The 16,220-nt window shown below is 49.4% G+C and carries 14 protein-coding genes; 4 read left to right on the top strand and 10 right to left on the bottom strand.

Going from position 1 to position 16,220, the window contains the following annotated elements; translation table 11 throughout:
• A complete protein-coding gene (locus tag ACJ67_RS08620) occupies positions 1 to 969 on the top strand; it encodes a glycosyltransferase (RefSeq protein ID WP_049638720.1) in 969 nt (322 codons plus the stop codon).
• A gap of 139 nt (positions 970 to 1,108) precedes the next feature.
• Here the strand turns inward: ACJ67_RS08620 and ACJ67_RS08615 are convergent, their stop codons facing one another.
• Positions 1,109 to 3,133 carry a UvrD-helicase domain-containing protein gene (locus tag ACJ67_RS08615; protein WP_049638719.1) on the bottom strand — a complete coding sequence of 675 codons (2,025 nt, stop codon included), beginning with the start codon at positions 3,131 to 3,133 and terminating at the stop codon, positions 1,109 to 1,111.
• A 203-nt stretch (positions 3,134 to 3,336) separates the two neighbouring features.
• Between ACJ67_RS08615 and ACJ67_RS08610 the strand changes: the two genes are divergently transcribed.
• Positions 3,337 to 4,527: a GGDEF domain-containing protein gene (locus ACJ67_RS08610; RefSeq protein WP_231587134.1), complete on the top strand. Its 1,191-nt coding sequence runs from the start codon at positions 3,337 to 3,339 to the stop codon at positions 4,525 to 4,527.
• Positions 4,528 to 4,542: 15 nt separating this feature from the next.
• On the opposite strand, the gene ylqF is transcribed toward ACJ67_RS08610, so the two are convergent.
• Both ylqF and ACJ67_RS08600 read right to left on the bottom strand, forming a co-directional pair.
• Positions 4,543 to 5,475 carry a ribosome biogenesis GTPase YlqF gene (ylqF, locus tag ACJ67_RS08605; RefSeq protein WP_049638717.1) on the bottom strand — a complete coding sequence of 311 codons (933 nt, stop codon included), beginning with the start codon at positions 5,473 to 5,475 and terminating at the stop codon, positions 4,543 to 4,545.
• A gap of 163 nt (positions 5,476 to 5,638) precedes the next feature.
• Entirely contained in the window at positions 5,639 to 6,706 is a 1,068-nt protein-coding gene (locus ACJ67_RS08600; RefSeq protein ID WP_049638716.1) for a YdiY family protein, read from the bottom strand.
• Between the two features lie 255 nt (positions 6,707 to 6,961).
• On the opposite strand from ACJ67_RS08600, the gene ACJ67_RS08595 reads away from it, so the two are divergent.
• A complete protein-coding gene (locus ACJ67_RS08595; RefSeq protein WP_049638715.1) occupies positions 6,962 to 7,795 on the top strand; it encodes an SAM-dependent methyltransferase in 834 nt (277 codons plus the stop codon).
• Positions 7,796 to 7,898: 103 nt separating this feature from the next.
• On the opposite strand, the gene ACJ67_RS08590 is transcribed toward ACJ67_RS08595, so the two are convergent.
• From ACJ67_RS08590 to pqqA, 3 genes are all read right to left on the bottom strand, one after another.
• Positions 7,899 to 8,594, bottom strand: coding sequence for an OmpW family protein (locus ACJ67_RS08590; protein ID WP_049638714.1), 696 nt, complete (start codon positions 8,592 to 8,594; stop codon positions 7,899 to 7,901).
• A gap of 183 nt (positions 8,595 to 8,777) precedes the next feature.
• On the bottom strand, positions 8,778 to 9,092 hold the full coding sequence (locus tag ACJ67_RS08585; RefSeq protein ID WP_049638713.1) for a hypothetical protein: 315 nt from the start codon (positions 9,090 to 9,092) through the stop codon (positions 8,778 to 8,780).
• A gap of 222 nt (positions 9,093 to 9,314) precedes the next feature.
• A complete protein-coding gene (gene pqqA / locus ACJ67_RS14640; protein WP_081624291.1) occupies positions 9,315 to 9,386 on the bottom strand; it encodes a pyrroloquinoline quinone precursor peptide PqqA in 72 nt (23 codons plus the stop codon).
• 215 nt (positions 9,387 to 9,601) lie between these two features.
• On the opposite strand from pqqA, the gene ACJ67_RS08580 reads away from it, so the two are divergent.
• A complete protein-coding gene (locus ACJ67_RS08580; protein ID WP_053092916.1) occupies positions 9,602 to 10,654 on the top strand; it encodes a M14 family metallopeptidase in 1,053 nt (350 codons plus the stop codon).
• A gap of 10 nt (positions 10,655 to 10,664) precedes the next feature.
• On the opposite strand, the gene ACJ67_RS08575 is transcribed toward ACJ67_RS08580, so the two are convergent.
• The 4 genes from ACJ67_RS08575 to ACJ67_RS08560 are packed head-to-tail and all read right to left on the bottom strand — an operon-like array spanning position 10,665 to position 16,139.
• A complete protein-coding gene (locus ACJ67_RS08575) occupies positions 10,665 to 11,930 on the bottom strand; it encodes a DUF3526 domain-containing protein (RefSeq protein WP_049638712.1) in 1,266 nt (421 codons plus the stop codon).
• On the bottom strand, positions 11,927 to 13,333 hold the full coding sequence (locus ACJ67_RS08570; protein ID WP_049638711.1) for a DUF3526 domain-containing protein: 1,407 nt from the start codon (positions 13,331 to 13,333) through the stop codon (positions 11,927 to 11,929). Before ACJ67_RS08570 ends, ACJ67_RS08575 begins: the two co-directional genes overlap by 4 nt.
• The gene (locus tag ACJ67_RS08565) at positions 13,330 to 14,040 is read right to left on the bottom strand and encodes an ABC transporter ATP-binding protein (RefSeq protein WP_049638710.1); all 711 of its coding nucleotides are present in this window, start codon (positions 14,038 to 14,040) and stop codon (positions 13,330 to 13,332) included. Before ACJ67_RS08565 ends, ACJ67_RS08570 begins: the two co-directional genes overlap by 4 nt.
• On the bottom strand, positions 14,037 to 16,139 hold the full coding sequence (locus tag ACJ67_RS08560; RefSeq protein ID WP_231587133.1) for a TonB-dependent receptor: 2,103 nt from the start codon (positions 16,137 to 16,139) through the stop codon (positions 14,037 to 14,039). The genes ACJ67_RS08565 and ACJ67_RS08560 overlap by 4 nt, the downstream gene beginning before the upstream one ends.
• Between the last annotated feature and the right edge of the window lie 81 nt (positions 16,140 to 16,220).

Genomic DNA, 16,220 nt, shown 5'->3' with positions numbered 1-16,220 from the left:
ATGATCACCGCTCAACCTAGCCTGCCAGTATCCCTTGTCATCCCGGTCAGGAATGAAGCATCGACCATATCCGAGACGCTGGATGGTATCCTCGCATTATCGACACTGCCTTCAGAGATCATTTTTGTAGACACAGGATCTACTGACAAAAGTGTATCCCTGATTGAATCCTGGTCAAGCCGTGCAGCGCAGATGGGGATTCGCTTTAAATTGATTCATCATCCTGGTGGTTACCCGGGCGCTGCAAGAAACTCGGGTGTCAAGCAAGCAACTTTTGAGTGGATCGCCTTTCTTGATGTGGGTATCAAGCCTGAAGCTGACTGGCTGAGTAAACTTTGGGCTTGTATGCAAGACAATCAAGCCCAGGCAGTATATGGCATGTGCCAGTTTTCTGATGAGCATCCTTTTGGCCGGCTGATATGCGCAGTGTCTTATGGACAGGGTAACCGTGCACCTATATTGCCAGCCTCGCTTTTTCACAAGGATGTGTTTCTAAAAGCCGGGTACTTTGAAGAGCATTTGCGTTCTGGTGAAGACTTACTGTGGAATAAGCGCATTTTGGCAGAAAATATCGCTAGGGTCACTTGCAGCGAGACAGCGGTCCACTATCGACATTTTCCTACAAACTTATGGGCGGGCGTTAAAAAGTGGTTTGTCTATGAACAAAGCGCAACCATTGCAGGCTTGAGTAATTTATCCAGGAATCTGATGCTGTTCGTCGTGTCGCTGGTTTACGTGTTGATGGCCTTAGGCTATTCACCTGCAATATTAGGGTTGTTGCCTTATTTGCTCTTTAGAGGGGTACTAGACCCCTTACGAAGGGCCGGTTACAAAATATGGTGGGAGCACTGGTGGCAGCCAATTGCGATTATTCCCGTAGCGATGTTATTGGATATGGCGGCAATTGCTGGGCGCTTGACTGCGTGGATGGGCTTTAGCAAATTTAGGGTCGAGCCCAATAAAAATTAACTTTTCAAATAATGAGTTAATAGTTCAAATCTGAGCTTACAGTTTCACGATTTTCATTAAGTTTGATGGTTCCTGATTTGTTTCAAGTCATTGAGCCAAAAATTCACCTTCATCTATATTATTGATTACTTACCTATATTTATTGTTTGGCCGCCAGCATTGCCTTAATATTAGCCATCTTGCTTTTGCCATAGTCTTTGCTTAGTACCTGATCCGGCCCATTAAACGGGTTGCCGAAGTGTTTGACATCGTCCTTGGGCAGCTCGCTAATAAAGCGGCTGGGCTCACAGGCTTGCATTTCCCCCGCGCGTTTACGTTTTTTGCACCAGGTGATATTGAGTGATTTCTGCGCGCGCGTGATGCCGACATACATGAGGCGACGCTCTTCTTCAATTTGGTCGGCGTCTATGGAGTTGGTGTGCGGCAGGATACCTTCTTCGCAGCCAATCAAGAATACGTGACCGTACTCCAGGCCTTTGGAGGCGTGGAGGGTGGAGAGTTTGACAGCGTCGGGTTCGCCGTCTTCACGGCCTTCTAGCATGGTAATTAGCGACACGAGTTGTGTCAGTTCTAGCAGGTTTTTGCCCTCGGACTCATTCCCGTACTCAGTGGAGGCTTCACCTTTTTTGCTGAGCCAGGCGACAAACTCCTGCACGTTGCCCCAGCGCGTTTCCGCGGATCTGGCTTCTTCGCCGTCGTAGAGATAGCTTTCATATTGAATGGCAGCTAAGAGATCTCCTAGCACTTCGTTGGCCGGATCTTTGACGGCGCGGCCTTGTAATGTCTGTATATAGCGGCAAAAGGTCAGCAAATCGTCCAGTTGCTTGGCGCCGATTTCATGTTGGAAGCCGCCTTCAAATGCGGCTGCAAAAAGAGACATTTTATGCGCACTGGCGTATTCGCCGAGTCGCTCTAATGTGGTGTTGCCTATGCCTTTTTTGGGCGTCGTGGCAGCACGGATAAAGGCCGGATCATCGTCCTCGTTGGCGATCAGGCGCAAATAGCTGGTAATGTCTTTAATTTCTGCTTTATCGAAAAAAGATTGCCCGCCGGAAATAGTGTAGGGGATTTTGTGGTTGCGCAAAAACTGCTCAATGATGCGTGCCTGGTGATTGCTGCGGTAGAGGATCGCATAGTCTTTATAAGTCGTACGGTGCTCGAATTTGTGCGCCTGTAACTTCATAACGACCGTTTCGGCTTCGTGTTCTTCACTTTGGGTCGCCGTAACATGAATCAAATCACCAGTGCCGTGCTCGCTCCACAGTTTTTTCTCAAACAGTTTTGGGTTGTTGGCGATGACGTGGTTGGCTGCACGCAGAATACGCACCGTTGACCGGTAGTTTTGCTCCAGTTTGATCACTTTAAGCTTGGAAAAGTCCACAGTTAATTGACGCAGGTTTTCCACGTCGGCACCGCGCCAGCCATAAATAGCCTGGTCGTCGTCACCTACAGCAGTGAACTGGCCTCGCAGACCGGTGAGTTGCTTGATCAGCCTGTACTGGCAGGCGTTGGTATCCTGGTACTCATCAATCAGCAGGTAATGCAGTTTGCGCTGCCATCTATCCAGCATGTCGCTGTGCTGGTCAAACAGTTCTACCGGGACTTTGATCAGGTCGTCAAAATCCACCGCCTGATAGGCACGCAGAGTTTGCTGGTATAGCTGGTAAACGCGGGCGGCGGCATGGGTGAGCTCTTCATCCGCCTGCAATTTGGCTTGATCCGGGTTCACAAACGCATTTTTCCAGCTGGAGATTTGCCATTGCGTTTTACGCAGCAGCTGTTTGTCTGTAGTGGCCAGGATATCACTGAGGATTTTAAAGCTGTCCGAGGCGTCCAGAATAGAGAACTGAGGTTTGTAACCGAGTAGGGCGGCTTCCTGGCGCAGGATTTGCAGGCCTAGGGAGTGAAAGGTGGTGACCGTCAGTCCTTTGCCACTTTTGCCCTCAAGCAACGGTGTCACACGTTCCTGCATTTCACGGGCGGCTTTATTGGTAAAGGTGATTGCTGCAATCTGGTTGGCTTTATAACCGGCCTGGTTAATCAGATAGGCAATTTTTTGCGTAATCACCCGCGTTTTACCACTACCGGCGCCAGCCAATACGAGTAAGGGTCCATCTAGGTAATGGATGGCTTCGCGTTGGGGAGGATTCAGAAGATGCTGCATGGGACTTCAGGGTATGTGGTAAACAACAAAGCGGTAGGGAATATTAGCCTGTATGGACTATTTAACCCCTTCATTTAAATGGGTATAGTTGGTCAACCATAGTAATATGCTTCTCAGGTAAACAAACTTTGTCCGTCCCTGTGTTTGATCTCAACAGTGTCATTCTATCATCAATTGGACTTACCTTAACGCAGGTTCTGGTCTTGCTGATTTTTGGCGCCTATCAGCAACGTAGCCTGATCATGCATTGGGTACGCGGATTGCTGGTGTTTGCTTTGGGCCTGGCGGTTTATTTCTTTTCAGAAACGTCATTGATATATGGCCGCCACAGCGCTTATATTGCCACCTCAGTCACGATTATCGCACTCGGTGTGAGCTTGTTCGCCAACGGTATTCGATTGCTTAGAGGTTATCGTGTCTATCGTTACCGCACCTTGGTGGTGATCACGGTGATGCTGGCCGGCAATGCTGTCATGATTAATATGTATCTGCCAGACAGATGGTTGCTGTTGTTCAATCTGACGGCATTGATGTATGTGTTTGGTCACGCTACGCGCAGCCTGGTAGGGCACGGCAAGGATTTTGTGGCCAACGTTTTCTGGCTGTGTTGCAGCTTGTTTGCTTTGGTTAGCCTGATGCTGGTCGTGCTCGCGGTCAAGGTGGTGTTAACGGATGACAGTCACTTGCACACATTTCCGCATTGGCCTATCCATGCCTATCTGACCACATTCATGATGCTATCGATGGTGACTGTGACCAGCCTGCTGTTATTGGTGATGCATGTCCGCGCCCAGGCTGGATTGCAGGCGATTGCCACCTTGGATGGCCTGACAGGTGTATTAAACAGACGTGGCTTGCAAGAAGCAGCCACGCGCATGCAGGCTGTATCACAACGCCTGCGCTTGCCTATGGGGATGCTGATGGTGGACCTGGACTATTTTAAAAAGGTCAATGACGTCTATGGCCACTTGGTTGGCGATGTGGTACTCAAGTCATGTGCTGGCACCATACGCGCCGCATTACGTGGCGGCGATGTGATTGGCCGCTATGGAGGAGAAGAGTTCTGTGTCCTGATGCCCAACACGGGTGAGCATGAAGCCATGATACTGGCGGAGCGTATCCGCCGTATTATTGAGGTGACCCCGGTGAATATTGCCGGCGTGGAAAGCATGCGTAGCGAAACACAAGCCATCAAATGCACGGTCAGTGTTGGCGCAGTCAGCTCAGAGACCGTAGGGTATGTGCTCGAAGGGCTATTTTCTGCGGCTGACCAAAACCTGTACAAGGCCAAAAAAGAGGGCCGTAACCGCATTGCCAGCAATGTTGAGCAATTACAGGCTAAGTCAGCGGAAGAGGGTAAACCCGCAAAACGTCATGCCAGTTTGATTGCCTAATATTTAAAATGAAGTCTAAAGCGTATCGGCTTCCGGTTGAGGCTGCTCTTCTGTTTTTTTTGCCGTATTTTCTGCCGCGAGTACCAGCATCTCAGCCCGGCTCTGCGGAGATTCCAGGCTAACCCGGCCAATCGCACCGCTGCGATAGTCCGTGAGAAGGGCCATGGCCGTGCGTTCCATATCCCATTCACCATCGTTACGTTTGTAAGTGCGGCGTTTGGCAATGGCTTCCAGCAGGTCAATACCATCCATGCTGTTCACATCCAGCTTCATGGCGTCCAGTTTGTAACGCGTATTCATCAGCGCCGGGTATTGTTTCAGTAGCAGGTTGCCCAGGAATTCGGCCACATCTTCATCAATCACGGCATTACGGCCGATGGCATGGCTCGCAGCAAGCAGATAGCCATCTGATTCATGCTCGATTTTTGGCCACATCATCCCTGGCGTATCCGTAATATTGAGGCTGTCGCTGAGGTCAAAGCGTTGCTGGCTTTTGGTCACGGCTGGTTCGTCACCGACCTTGGCGGCACGGCGGTTGAGCAGGGCGTTCATCAATGTGGATTTACCGACATTGGGAATGCCCATGATCATCATGCGTAATGGTTTTAAGGGGGTGCCGCGGTGAGGCGCCAGTTGACGGCACAATCCCGGGATTTTCTTGGCATCGCCAGGTTTTTTGCAGGAGAGGGCGACCGCTTTGGTATTGGGCTGGCTGTTAAAGTAATTCAACCAGGCCTGCGTCACTTGCGGGTCGGCCAAATCAGCTTTATTGAGGATTTTAAGATTGGGGCGCTGGCGGAAATTGCGCATTTCCTCAATCATGGGGTTATGACTGGCTGCGGGGACGCGCGCATCCAGCACCTCAATCACGACGTCAATATGCTCCAGTGTTTCCTCTGCCTTTTTGCGGGCAGAGGTCATATGCCCCGGAAACCATTGTATCGCCATATTTTTGCTCCATCCTCAACTCAAAAAATACGGGTTCAATGTGCTTGCCGTACCCTGATTGTTTTAGTCCTGTTTCCTATGATTTGGAATCAGCATGGACTAAAGCAATCAAGCGATCATTTTAGCATTGATGTGGCGACTCACTAAATGCTTAACTTGCCCCTTATTTCCAGCTATAACCTAAAGTGAATAACGCACGCGTGTCACCTTTTTTGCGGTCATCCACAGGGCGGCTATCATAGTTATAGTCTACCTGGGTGGACGCACTCAGACCAAAGATAAAGGGGAAGCGTAAACCGGTGGAGCTATAGACCAGCACTTGAGAAGGCGATCTGGGAGTGTATAACACTTCGTGACGATGGAATGCCTGTACAAAAGAGTCAAACAAATATTGGTTATAGTTTACCGCCCAGCGCAATGCGGCATGGTTTTCGTCTGTTTCTTCGTAATAATCTTGCTTGATCCAGGTTAAACCGCCTTCTAGTGAAAGGTTACGCTTGTCTCCTTCAAAAATCTGATAACCGGTACCCACACCGTACTGGCTACGTAGCCTGATATCCCTGAACCGATCCTTTTCCTGGATGGTGTTGAGGTAGCTAAACCATTTTTTGGTAAAAAAGTGGTCATACTGTCCGCGGACACGTGCGTTATTCTGTGTCTGATTGCCATTATCTTCTGCCCAGTAGTAATAACCCTGGACGGTATACCGATCATCCAGGCCACGTAAGACTGACTCACCATTAAACTGCATGTTGCGGTTGTCACTATTGCCACTGTTAAAAGCTCCGCCAAGGCTGAGGTTACCTGTCCAGACATAGCCTTCGCCTATGAGGTCTCGGGTGGGGTTGATATAGTGGATTTCATTGAGTTCGGTATCAACCAGGACACTATTGGTTTCCTCATCCAGAATCACCTGGCCTTCCTCGGTATGTACCAGTCGCCCGTTGACAATGCTGCCATCTGAAAGCTGCATGAGAATAGGCTTATCGGCGTCTATACTATGGATATCGTTCCAGTTGATTTTGACTTCGTCTGCATAAGTGGTTTTGACGGTGAGCTTGTTGGAGATTTTGGCGCCCAAGGTGCCGGTGATTTTATCGCCATTTTTCAGCCATACCGTATCCGCAAACACTGAATTTGTAAGTAGGAAGAGCGTGAGCGTAAACAACTGGGCGGCTTTGAGGTGTATTCGTGAACAAACAAGAAACAGCTTGGTTAAACTGTCAGGCATAAAAACTCCCTGGTACGATTGAGACAACAGCGCTGCAAGGCAGCAGATTGATGCAGCATATGCCAACATGGCTGCAAAAGTGGCAATGTTTATTTGCATTTATGCACATTGATTTCACTGCCTATGATAAACAAGATGCTCAAAACAGCTGTTGAGTTCCCTAGAATGCTTCAGGGAAGGGCATGGCAGCCATAGCGATACTGTTTCGGCGACATGTTAAACTTGTATATTTAGCATTTTAAAGCACTCATCCACATGGTCAACCTACAATTGCCACCCGAAGTGAAGCCTGGCCAATCTCTCCCGTTGTTGCAGGCGCTGCATATATTGACGCGTGATGGCAAACTCAACCAGGATAGTCGCCGCAAACTCAAGCAAGTCTACCATTTGGTCAACTTCATCGAACCATTGATGCAGGTGGTGATGGAGAAGCAGCCTCAGCCAGTCTTGGTGGACCATGGCGCAGGCAAGTCCTACCTCGGGTTTATTTTGTATGATTTATTGCTCAAGCAGCATGCGAGCGGCCAGGTGATTGGCATTGAAAGCCGAGGCGAGTTGATTGAAAAGTCACGCCAGCTAGCGCTGGAATGTGGTTTTGACCGCATGCAATTTGAACACCTTACCGTGGCTGAGGCCATGGCGTCAGAAAAATTACCGGAAGCAGTGGATATCGTGACTGCATTGCATGCTTGTAACACAGCCACAGATGACGCCATCCAGTTTGGTTTGCAAAAGCAGGCAAAATTTATGGTGTTGGTGCCTTGCTGTCAGGCCGAGGTGGCTGAAGTGATGCGCCAGCACAAGGCTGAAACACTCTCTAAAACATTTTTGAGTGAGTTGTGGCGACATCCTATCCATACACGTGAGTTTGGTAGCCAGGTGACCAATGTGTTGCGCTGCCTGGCACTGGAAGCACATGGCTACCAAGTGACCGTCACGGAGCTGGTGGGCTGGGAACACTCAATGAAAAATGAACTCATCATTGCCAAATATACCGGACAGCGCAAACGGAGTGCGCGTGAGCGCGGCCTGCAACTATTAGAGCAGCTGAATCTCACTAGCTTGTCGTCGCGTTTTAATTTCGAGTGACCGTGGATTAAATTTCCATAAAAAAACCTCTGACACTGGGGTAGTATCAGAGGTGAATGGAGCGTATTACTGCCCCAGGGAAGAGACTGTACTAACAGTGGGTTTAGAAGCGTTTGCCTACGCCAAAACTAATCACCCATGGGTCGATATCCAGTTCGTCAATTTTTGTCCAACGGCCAGTGATCGCACTATTCAGTTCAACATCCGTGTCAATCCACAAACGCTTCACATCGGCGTTGATGAGCCAGCCATCTTTGAGGTTGATATCAAAACCTGCTTGCAGGGCAGGACCGAAGCTGCTGCGGTCAAGCCTGATTTTTTCACCGTTAATTGCACCTGCTGAGCCTCTCAAATAGCGGTCCAGCATAAAGGTGGCATTGATACCAGCACCGATATAAGGGTCAAATGTTGCATCTGGGTTAAAGTGCCATTGGACGGTCAGCGTCGGTGGCAATAAGTCTACTTCACCTAGCTTCTGATTATTGACCACACCGCCACTGTCACCACTAATCTTGACATCATGCTTTGTACCCAATGCCAGGATCAACTCCGTAGCAATGTTCTTTGTCCAGTAGTAACTGATATCAAGCTCAGGGATGGTATTACTGTCCACTTTGAGTTCAGCGCTTGGTGTCATGACGTTGGCAACATTCTGGTTGACGTATTTGCCCAGGCTGCTGTCTTCATTTGGTTTGACATTGGTGGCACGCAAGCGGACAACCCAATCGCCTTGTTCTGCCTGTACATTCATGGCAGGCAATAACGCTGCCAACATTAAACTGATTGCGGTTTTTTTCATTGTGATCACTCCATTAGTGCATTGAACTTGGGTGCATTGTAGGTCGGCAATGAGCATGGGGTATTGACGCAGGTCAACTTGCCTTGATTTCTCAAAAGCATTGTCAATCAGGTGCGCATGTCACGTGAAGACATAAAAAAACACCAGTCCTGAAACTGGTGTTTGAGAAAGGCTGGGACTCAATCAGTAGTCGTTACGTTGTTTCCAGGCATCATCGAGCACTTTTGATTTTTGCTCAAAAATCATTTTTTTGTTTTCAAGGTCCTTCTCAGTCTGGGCTTTTTCAGACTGGTATTGCTTTAACCGTTCCTGTTCGCGTGCGACAAGCGCTTCTTGAGATTTGATTTTTTGTTCTAGATCACTGAGCTTACTCATGGCGTCACCCACAGCATCCCGCGCGCTGGCAGCCTCCGCCTGCTCATTGCTGATATTACGAGAAAATGCTGGCTGGCTCAGCGTCGCGGCTAATAATAAAACTAAAACAGACTGTAAACGCATTCGATACTCCGTGAGAAAACGTCATAAGACGAGATAATGACGTAATTATAGGGCTAATCATGATGAGTTAGTAAACCTCACGAATAGAAGGTTCCTGCGGCTAAGCCTTGTTAGCGCTATTTAAGTTGCAGTTAATGGAGAGTATTTTTAGAGACCACAACTGGCAACAAAAAACCCGCCTTGCGGCGGGTTTCGTTCAGCGTGTGATAAACACGGCACTGATTATTTGTTCATGACGTACATTGTCACTTCAAAGCCAAAACGCATTTCGGTAGCAGCTGGTTTAGTCCACATGATAATCTCCTTTAAGTTGTTTGAAAGTACATCTAATTGATGTGCTTGTATGACTATTAATATACGCCGGTGTTTCGATCTGCGCCTGAGGTCTATACGTAAAAACCGCTCATGATTTTACCTAGATTTATAGATGGTTATGATGCTCTGGAAATGGGCGCTATTCATGTACAATTGCCTCTTTTTCGCAACAATGTTGCAATGTTGGGATGGTAATGCGTTATTTGTTTATCATGATGATGGTTTCTCACATCTGTGGTGCGTTTGCACAAGCGCCATTTGTTGGCATTGGACAGCACGTGGCACCGGGAAATGTGCAGGCATGGATGCAGCCTGTCGGCAAGACAGCATTGCCGATCACGGTCATTCATGGTCAATTCTCTGGCCCGGTTTTGACACTGACCGCGGGGATTCATGGCGATGAGTTTCCAGCGATATTTGCTTTGCAGCAATTAGCTCGAACCATACAGCCTGACCAATTGCATGGGACATTAATATTGATACACCTTGCCAATCTGGAGGGTTTTCACGGACACAGAATTGCCCTCAGTCCGGTGGATGAGAAAAATCTCAATCGGGTGTTTCCCGGCAAGGCCGATGGCACCCTGACCGAACAGATTGCCTATTTTATGACTGAGCAGATCATCAGCAAGACCGATTATCTGTTGGATATTCACTCCGGCAGTGCCAACCAGACTTTGTTGCCGCATGTCTATTCCCCAGTCATGCATCAGGCGCCGCTGGATGAGAAAACATTGGCATTTGCCAAGTCACTGGGCGTCCCGCAGATTGTGCTATACGACGAGCGTCCCCATGACCCTGCGCATTCCATTTCCTATCCGAATACGGCGCAAACCAGAGGCAAGCCGGGCCTGACACTGGAGGTCGGGCAGTTGGGCCAGCGCTCGGCAGAGGATAGCGCGCTGATTCTACAGGCTTGTCTTAACGCCTTGCGCCATCTAGGGATGCTTGATGCGTCCGCGTTAAACGCAAGCGCCAAGGCTGCAGCCACGGCCCAGCCGAAGTCAGCGCCTGTGTTTTATCGCAAATTGGTGGCGGTGCGCAGTACTGTGACTGGCATTTTTTATCCGCTGGTCAAGGTCGGCGATGCCGTGGCATCAGGTCAGGCGGTTGGGCGGGTGGAAAATTACTTTGGCCAGCCCTTGGAGACGTTGTATGCCCCGGTGGCCGGGACGGTGCTGATGCAAAAAGAAACACCGCCCATCCGCCAAGGCGAATCGACCACAGACATTGGCGTCTTACAATAATTGCCAGCGCTCAATTAGCCCTTACAGACTCGAAAGAAGGCATTTGCTGGAAGTCTTCCGCGGTAAACGGTCTTTCTTCAAACAAAAACGGGTACACTGCATGCCGCAAGGCGGTATGAAAGCGTTCAATCTGCTGTCTATGCGCAAGCAAGTGCGTCACATTGCTTTGTGCAATCTCTTCCAGGTTGCGTTGCACCCATCCTGTCGGTAAAACCCAGGCCAGCAGACCGGTCGCCCGATCACGTTGCATCAGTGTATCTTCACGCGCGGCGACCTGTGGCTGCAGCTTCACATCTGCCATATGCTGAAAGGCGAAATACCATTTCCAGTGAAAGCGTTCTGTCACTGGTGGCGAATCTTTCCATTGCGGGTAAAGTGCATAAAATGGCGTCAGTGTGTCTTCTTTAGGCAAATCCCATGCGCCGTGTACCCATTGCCGGTGCTGCAAGGCAATCTGGCTGCCATCCTGTAATGGATATCGGGAGTGCAACCAGAGCTGTGAAAGGTTGGGCAGCACGACACATAACAATACCCAAACGCTAGTGAGCAGCATGGCATTGAAATTAGCATTGAGCGCACGTTTATGCAGGCTGACGGCGGCGCATAGTAGCGACCAAAATAGAGTATACAAGCATGTAATCGCCAACACCTGCAATAATGGCGCCAGTGAAAGTTGCTGCAAGGCGGCAAAAAGGCAGAGCGGCAAGGCAAACGACAGGGTGACCATCAACCAGCGGGATATCAGGCGGTTGGTCCAGAAGCGTCGCGGCTGAATCAATTGGCTTTGCAAGAATAGTAAGCGTTGCGCCTGTTGCTCACTGGCTTTGAGGTCATGCATCAGTGCAATGCAGAGTAAAGGCGCAAAAAATACCAGCAAGAACGCATAGTCGAACGTGCCCAGCATGACATATTCAGGATGATGCGATTCACCGTCATACAGTTGCCCTTGCAGGCCCAGTAAGCGTATGCGCTGTATATAGGGGATGACCAGCCGGTTGCCCAACGCGATAAAACTCCATTCGGCAGGTACGTAATAGATATTATGGAACTGGTAATAGCCCAGTTCCCCTGCATCCAGCGTTCCGTCATGTTGGTGATGACTGAGGTAATCTTGCTTGCGCAGGGTTTCCTCCTGCTGAGCCTGGGTAATTTGGGCATGGATGTGACGGATATTTTGCCAGCCGTTGAACAGGCTGAATCCAGTCAGGAGCAGGCTCAGGCAAAGCAATACTCTCATGCTGCGTTGCTTGAGCAACAGGGTTAATTCATGTTTCATAGGCGGTGAGAGACTTTAAAAAGCAGGTAAGCAGGGAGCAATAGCCAGCCCAATAGCACAAGAAAACCTGCCAGAATGCTCTGCTTGCTGACGCTTAATGGTGAAAGATGCACTGGCGGACGTGGCGCTTTTTTCCAGAAATCTGCAGACACGCGTGTGTTTTTATCGTCATGCTGCTGCACCTTGAAAGTGTGAATCTGGTTCAGGTATTGAATTAGCTGGTAACGCCGCTCTTCCGCCTGGCGAATGAAGGCCTGGTGATGTGGCAGGTCGTTGCCACTGCCTGCCATCTGAATATATTGCAATGCCAGTGCCGGAGTTAACCATAACCAGTTGCGGATACTTTCATTCTGCCTGGCCAGTTGAGTGTCATGCAGCATTTGCTGTTCGCGGTAGACCGCAGTGGTCAGGCGTTCGCCTTCCTGCATCAGAAGTCCATGATAATTCACAGGCAAATCTTCGACAGTGGAAACATGGTATTTTTTGAGGATACTTGCTTTAAACGCAGCAAAATGCGGATCGTCAGCGTTATGGCTGTCTCCCAGGGTCCGGAGCTTGGTTTCTGCGTCATATTCGGCCTCGCTACGCGGTTGAGTCGGGTGCGAAATCTGTGCGATGTTCGCCAGTCCGCGTGGGACAATAATACAAATACACACCCAGCATATCAGCAAGGCCAACAGCGCGCCGTGTAATTGCCGGCTATACCAGGACACGGTGACCACCAGCAGGCACCATCCGGCGATATAGAAAGATTGTGCCAGTAACATCATGCCCAGCCTGGACCATACCTGTTCGCTGTGCCAGCTCCAGGCGAAGGCCAACACCGCCTGCACACACAGCAGGAAAAACAGCGGTAAAAACAGGGCCAACCATTTGCCGCCGGCAATCGCCCATCCGGGGACGCCATTGCCGCGCATAAATGCCAGTATGCTGGTCATTTTATCGGCGGTGACGTTGGCGTAAGCAATCATGATTAAAAACAGCGGTATCCACCATTGCACGATCATGGCTGGCGTAATCAGCGGGAAACGGCCAAGGCTGGTGGCCTCGGTCGCCGGATTAAAGTTAGCACTGTTCAAGCGGTGTGCTTCGAGGTAAACAAGATGGCCAGATTGATCGAGAATGCCGGGCTCGATCACGCTGAGCGGATGAACCGGTTTGGCAACAAAATCACCGTAATGCGAGACGCGGTGCGGGTGCCGGTCTGGTTGGGATTGCCAGTCATGCTGACTGCGTTGAGTGACCTCTTCCACATTACGTGCATGGTCTTGCCAGTGATGATGAGCGGCGAGAATGGCAACTGCCCATAACACCATCAGGACCAGCATTAACATGGCTGGAATGCGCGCGTGCCATAATCGGCGCCAGTCATTCAAGGCGATCTTCCAGATCAACGACATCATACTTGCCCCTGGTAGAGTTTTTTGAGCCCATCAAGTGTAAGTGAGGAGTCGTTCAATGCAACCGGTTGTAAACGCCCATTGGTCAACATCAGTAAACGATCAGAAAAGGCAATAGCCGACAACACATCATGTGTCACCACCAGCACGCCCATGCCCCGTGCTTTACATTGCACAATTAACTGGTTTAACTCCTCCGTGGCTTGCGGGTCCAGGCCTGAATTAGGTTCATCCAGTAATAGCAACTTGGCCTGTTTGACGAGTGCGAATGCCAACATCACCTTTTGTTTCATGCCTTTGGAGTACTCACTGCACGGGCGGTGCCAGGATGATTCGGGCAAGCCGGCCATGCGCAGGCAATTGTTGATGTCCGGGGCCTGACTGGTCACACTCAGGCTTAGGAAGTAACGGATATTTTCAATTGCAGAAAGATGTCCATATACCGCAGGCTGTTCAGGGACATACGCCAGTTGAGATAACGCCTGCTGGCGAGCCTGAGCAATGTCCACTCCGGCAATCTGTATCCTGCCGGTTTGCTCCGCTGTGTCATGCAAGCCAAGAATGCTTTTTAATAGAGTGGATTTGCCGGCCCCATTACTGCCGAGCACCGAAACTACTTCTCCGGCATGCAGCGTCAGCGCAAGCTGTTGCAGGATGTCCCGGCCTGCAAAGCGCAGGCTGAGTTGTTCAATGGATAATAATGCGGTCATTTGAAATCCACGGTCGCAGTGAGCATAAAGTTACGGCCTGCCCCTGGGGCAAAGTTCACGCCGCCTGCGCTGCCGTTTGAGTTGAAGTCAAACACATACTCGTAATAGCGATCAAAAATATTATTCGCTAACAAGCTCAAGCGGCCCCAGCTGGTTTTGTAATCGATATTGGCATGGGTGAGTGTATAGCCGCCATATTTACCACCTTGGTTACTTTCATTGATGTAGTAGTCGCCTTGGCTGTCCACGTGAACACGGGCAATCCAGTCCGCATTGGGTACAAATTGCATACCCAGTGAGGCTGTGTAGGAGGGGATGCTGCGAATATTATTTCCCTTGAACTCCGGGTTTTGGGCGTTTGGCTCTTCAATTTTGGCATAGACCCTGGATATATTGCCCCAAAAGCTGAATGCATCGTTGAGCTTGTAATCGAAGCTGGCATCGAGACCTTGCCTTAGCGTTTCCCCAAGCGGCTGACGTATAGTGTCGATGGTAATAAACTCGTTTTTGGCTTTTTGTTGCCAGTAAGATACCCGCGTATTTAAATCTGGTATCCAGCTACTTTTTAAGCCGAGTTCCCAGCCATCATTAATCGCAACCTTGATGTCAGTTCTGGTGCCAAAATTTGGGCCTGCTGCGGAATTAAACTGATTTAAATTGAAGCTGGTGGGGGTTTGAAAACTGCGACCAGCATTTGCAAACAGAGTATGTTGCTCAGTCAGATTGGCAAATACATTAAATTTTGGCTGGACGATGCTGGAATCACTATATAAGTCGGTTGGAATCATCCGCGTTGGATTGCCGTTTGTACCGATAATAATAGGATCATTGGCTTTTGCATCCAGTCGGTCTGCCCGTAAAGCAAAGTTCCAGCGTAACCAGTCTACAGGCGTATTTTCAACTTTTGCATAGATGCCTTGAGCCGTAAAGTCGAAGTCTGAGCTTAACCGAATCACATTGACGCCAACTGCATTGACGCGTTGATTGAACTGATCAACCTTTTGATGCTCGATATCGTAGCCTGTTTCAAATGCCCACTGTGAATTGATTTTCCAGTTTAATCTGGCAATCAAGCCTGTGGAGGTTTGATTATCTTGTCTGTTTTCAACGCCGGGTGACCCAATAAAACGCACATTCCGTTCGCGATCAAAGTTCTGCCAATAGGTCTTTAGGCTTAAATCCACGTTGTTATTAAAGAAATAATCATAATGCAGGCTCAGATGCTTGAATTCTTTTTCCCCGCTATCGTTGAGTGCATTGGGAGCAACTCCGGTGCGGTTGGAACGGGTTTGTGCCTTTGGCATGTAGCCGGGAGCTTCCGGGGAGTTATATTTTCCGTATTTAGCGCTCAACGCCAGCGTTGACTGATCAAAGTCCAGTTGCCATCGTCCAGACAAGGCTATTTTTTCGTTTTCGGTGTGATCGCGGAAACCGTTGCCTTTGCGATAGCCAATCGCGTAGTTTTGTGTCAAGTCACCTTGCTTTTCGCCATAGTAGCCCTGCATTTCGCGAGTTTGAAAGCTGCCATAGCCAAATTGCAATTGTTTACCCGCATCTTTACGCGTTTCGACTTTGTAACTGCCTGCGGTGGCAAACAGACCCGTGGTGGCGTCGCTGGTGCCTTTAAATACTTGTGCACTCTGGATATTGGTTGGGAATAAATAATCGAGCTCGCTCAAGCCTGAAAACAGGTTGGAGGGAATCCCGTCCACCAACACTTTGGCATTAGGTGTTTCGCCGTCACCACTAAAGCCACGGATAGAGACTTCGGTGTTGACGATGCCCTGACTGTAGCGTGACAGGACGACACCGGGCGTTTTGCTAAACAGCTCCAGCGTATCGGTCACATGTTCATATTCCAGCTCTTCGCGTGTGATGACATCGACAGAGCCTGCCAGCCCTTTGTCTGTCGTGGTCACTTGTTCTTTTTTACCGAGGACAACGACACTATCCAGCTCCACGCTTGCTGCCGTTTCATCCGTTTGATTTGCATTGCTTTTATTGGTTTTTTTTAACGCCATGGCGTCTTCGGCATACACTTGAGTTGCCGGCAACACCATCATTGCCAGCAAGCTGGCAATCGTTTTTTTGTGCATCATGATGTTTCTTCCCTGTGAGTACTTCATATAAAAAATCTGGTAAAAATTGTTCCTGAATATTCGTTATTCGCTCTCGCTGGC

It is taken from the genome of Methylophilus sp. TWE2, from assembly GCF_001183865.1.
GTDB lineage: Bacteria > Pseudomonadota > Gammaproteobacteria > Burkholderiales > Methylophilaceae > Methylophilus.
Note: the sequence above shows the minus strand (reverse complement) of the source record. Positions and strands in the feature narration are given on the sequence as shown.

Bases quoted from the DNA above. Each gene is read 5' to 3' on its own strand.
- ACJ67_RS08620 (WP_049638720.1), top strand. From the start codon at position 1: ATGATCACCGCTCAACCTAGCCTGCCAGTATCCCTTGTCATCCCGGTC.
- ACJ67_RS08615 (WP_049638719.1), bottom strand. From the start codon at position 3,133: ATGCAGCATCTTCTGAATCCTCCCCAACGCGAAGCCATCCATTACCTA.
- ACJ67_RS08570 (WP_049638711.1), bottom strand. From the start codon at position 13,333: ATGATGTCGTTGATCTGGAAGATCGCCTTGAATGACTGGCGCCGATTA.
- ACJ67_RS08565 (WP_049638710.1), bottom strand. From the start codon at position 14,040: ATGACCGCATTATTATCCATTGAACAACTCAGCCTGCGCTTTGCAGGC.
- ACJ67_RS08575 (WP_049638712.1), bottom strand. From the start codon at position 11,930: ATGAAACATGAATTAACCCTGTTGCTCAAGCAACGCAGCATGAGAGTA.
- ACJ67_RS08600 (WP_049638716.1), bottom strand. From the start codon at position 6,706: ATGCCTGACAGTTTAACCAAGCTGTTTCTTGTTTGTTCACGAATACAC.
- ACJ67_RS08560 (WP_231587133.1), bottom strand. From the start codon at position 16,139: ATGATGCACAAAAAAACGATTGCCAGCTTGCTGGCAATGATGGTGTTG.
- ACJ67_RS08580 (WP_053092916.1), top strand. From the start codon at position 9,602: ATGCGTTATTTGTTTATCATGATGATGGTTTCTCACATCTGTGGTGCG.
- ACJ67_RS08585 (WP_049638713.1), bottom strand. From the start codon at position 9,092: ATGCGTTTACAGTCTGTTTTAGTTTTATTATTAGCCGCGACGCTGAGC.
- ACJ67_RS08590 (WP_049638714.1), bottom strand. From the start codon at position 8,594: ATGAAAAAAACCGCAATCAGTTTAATGTTGGCAGCGTTATTGCCTGCC.
- ylqF (WP_049638717.1), bottom strand. From the start codon at position 5,475: ATGGCGATACAATGGTTTCCGGGGCATATGACCTCTGCCCGCAAAAAG.
- ACJ67_RS08595 (WP_049638715.1), top strand. From the start codon at position 6,962: ATGGTCAACCTACAATTGCCACCCGAAGTGAAGCCTGGCCAATCTCTC.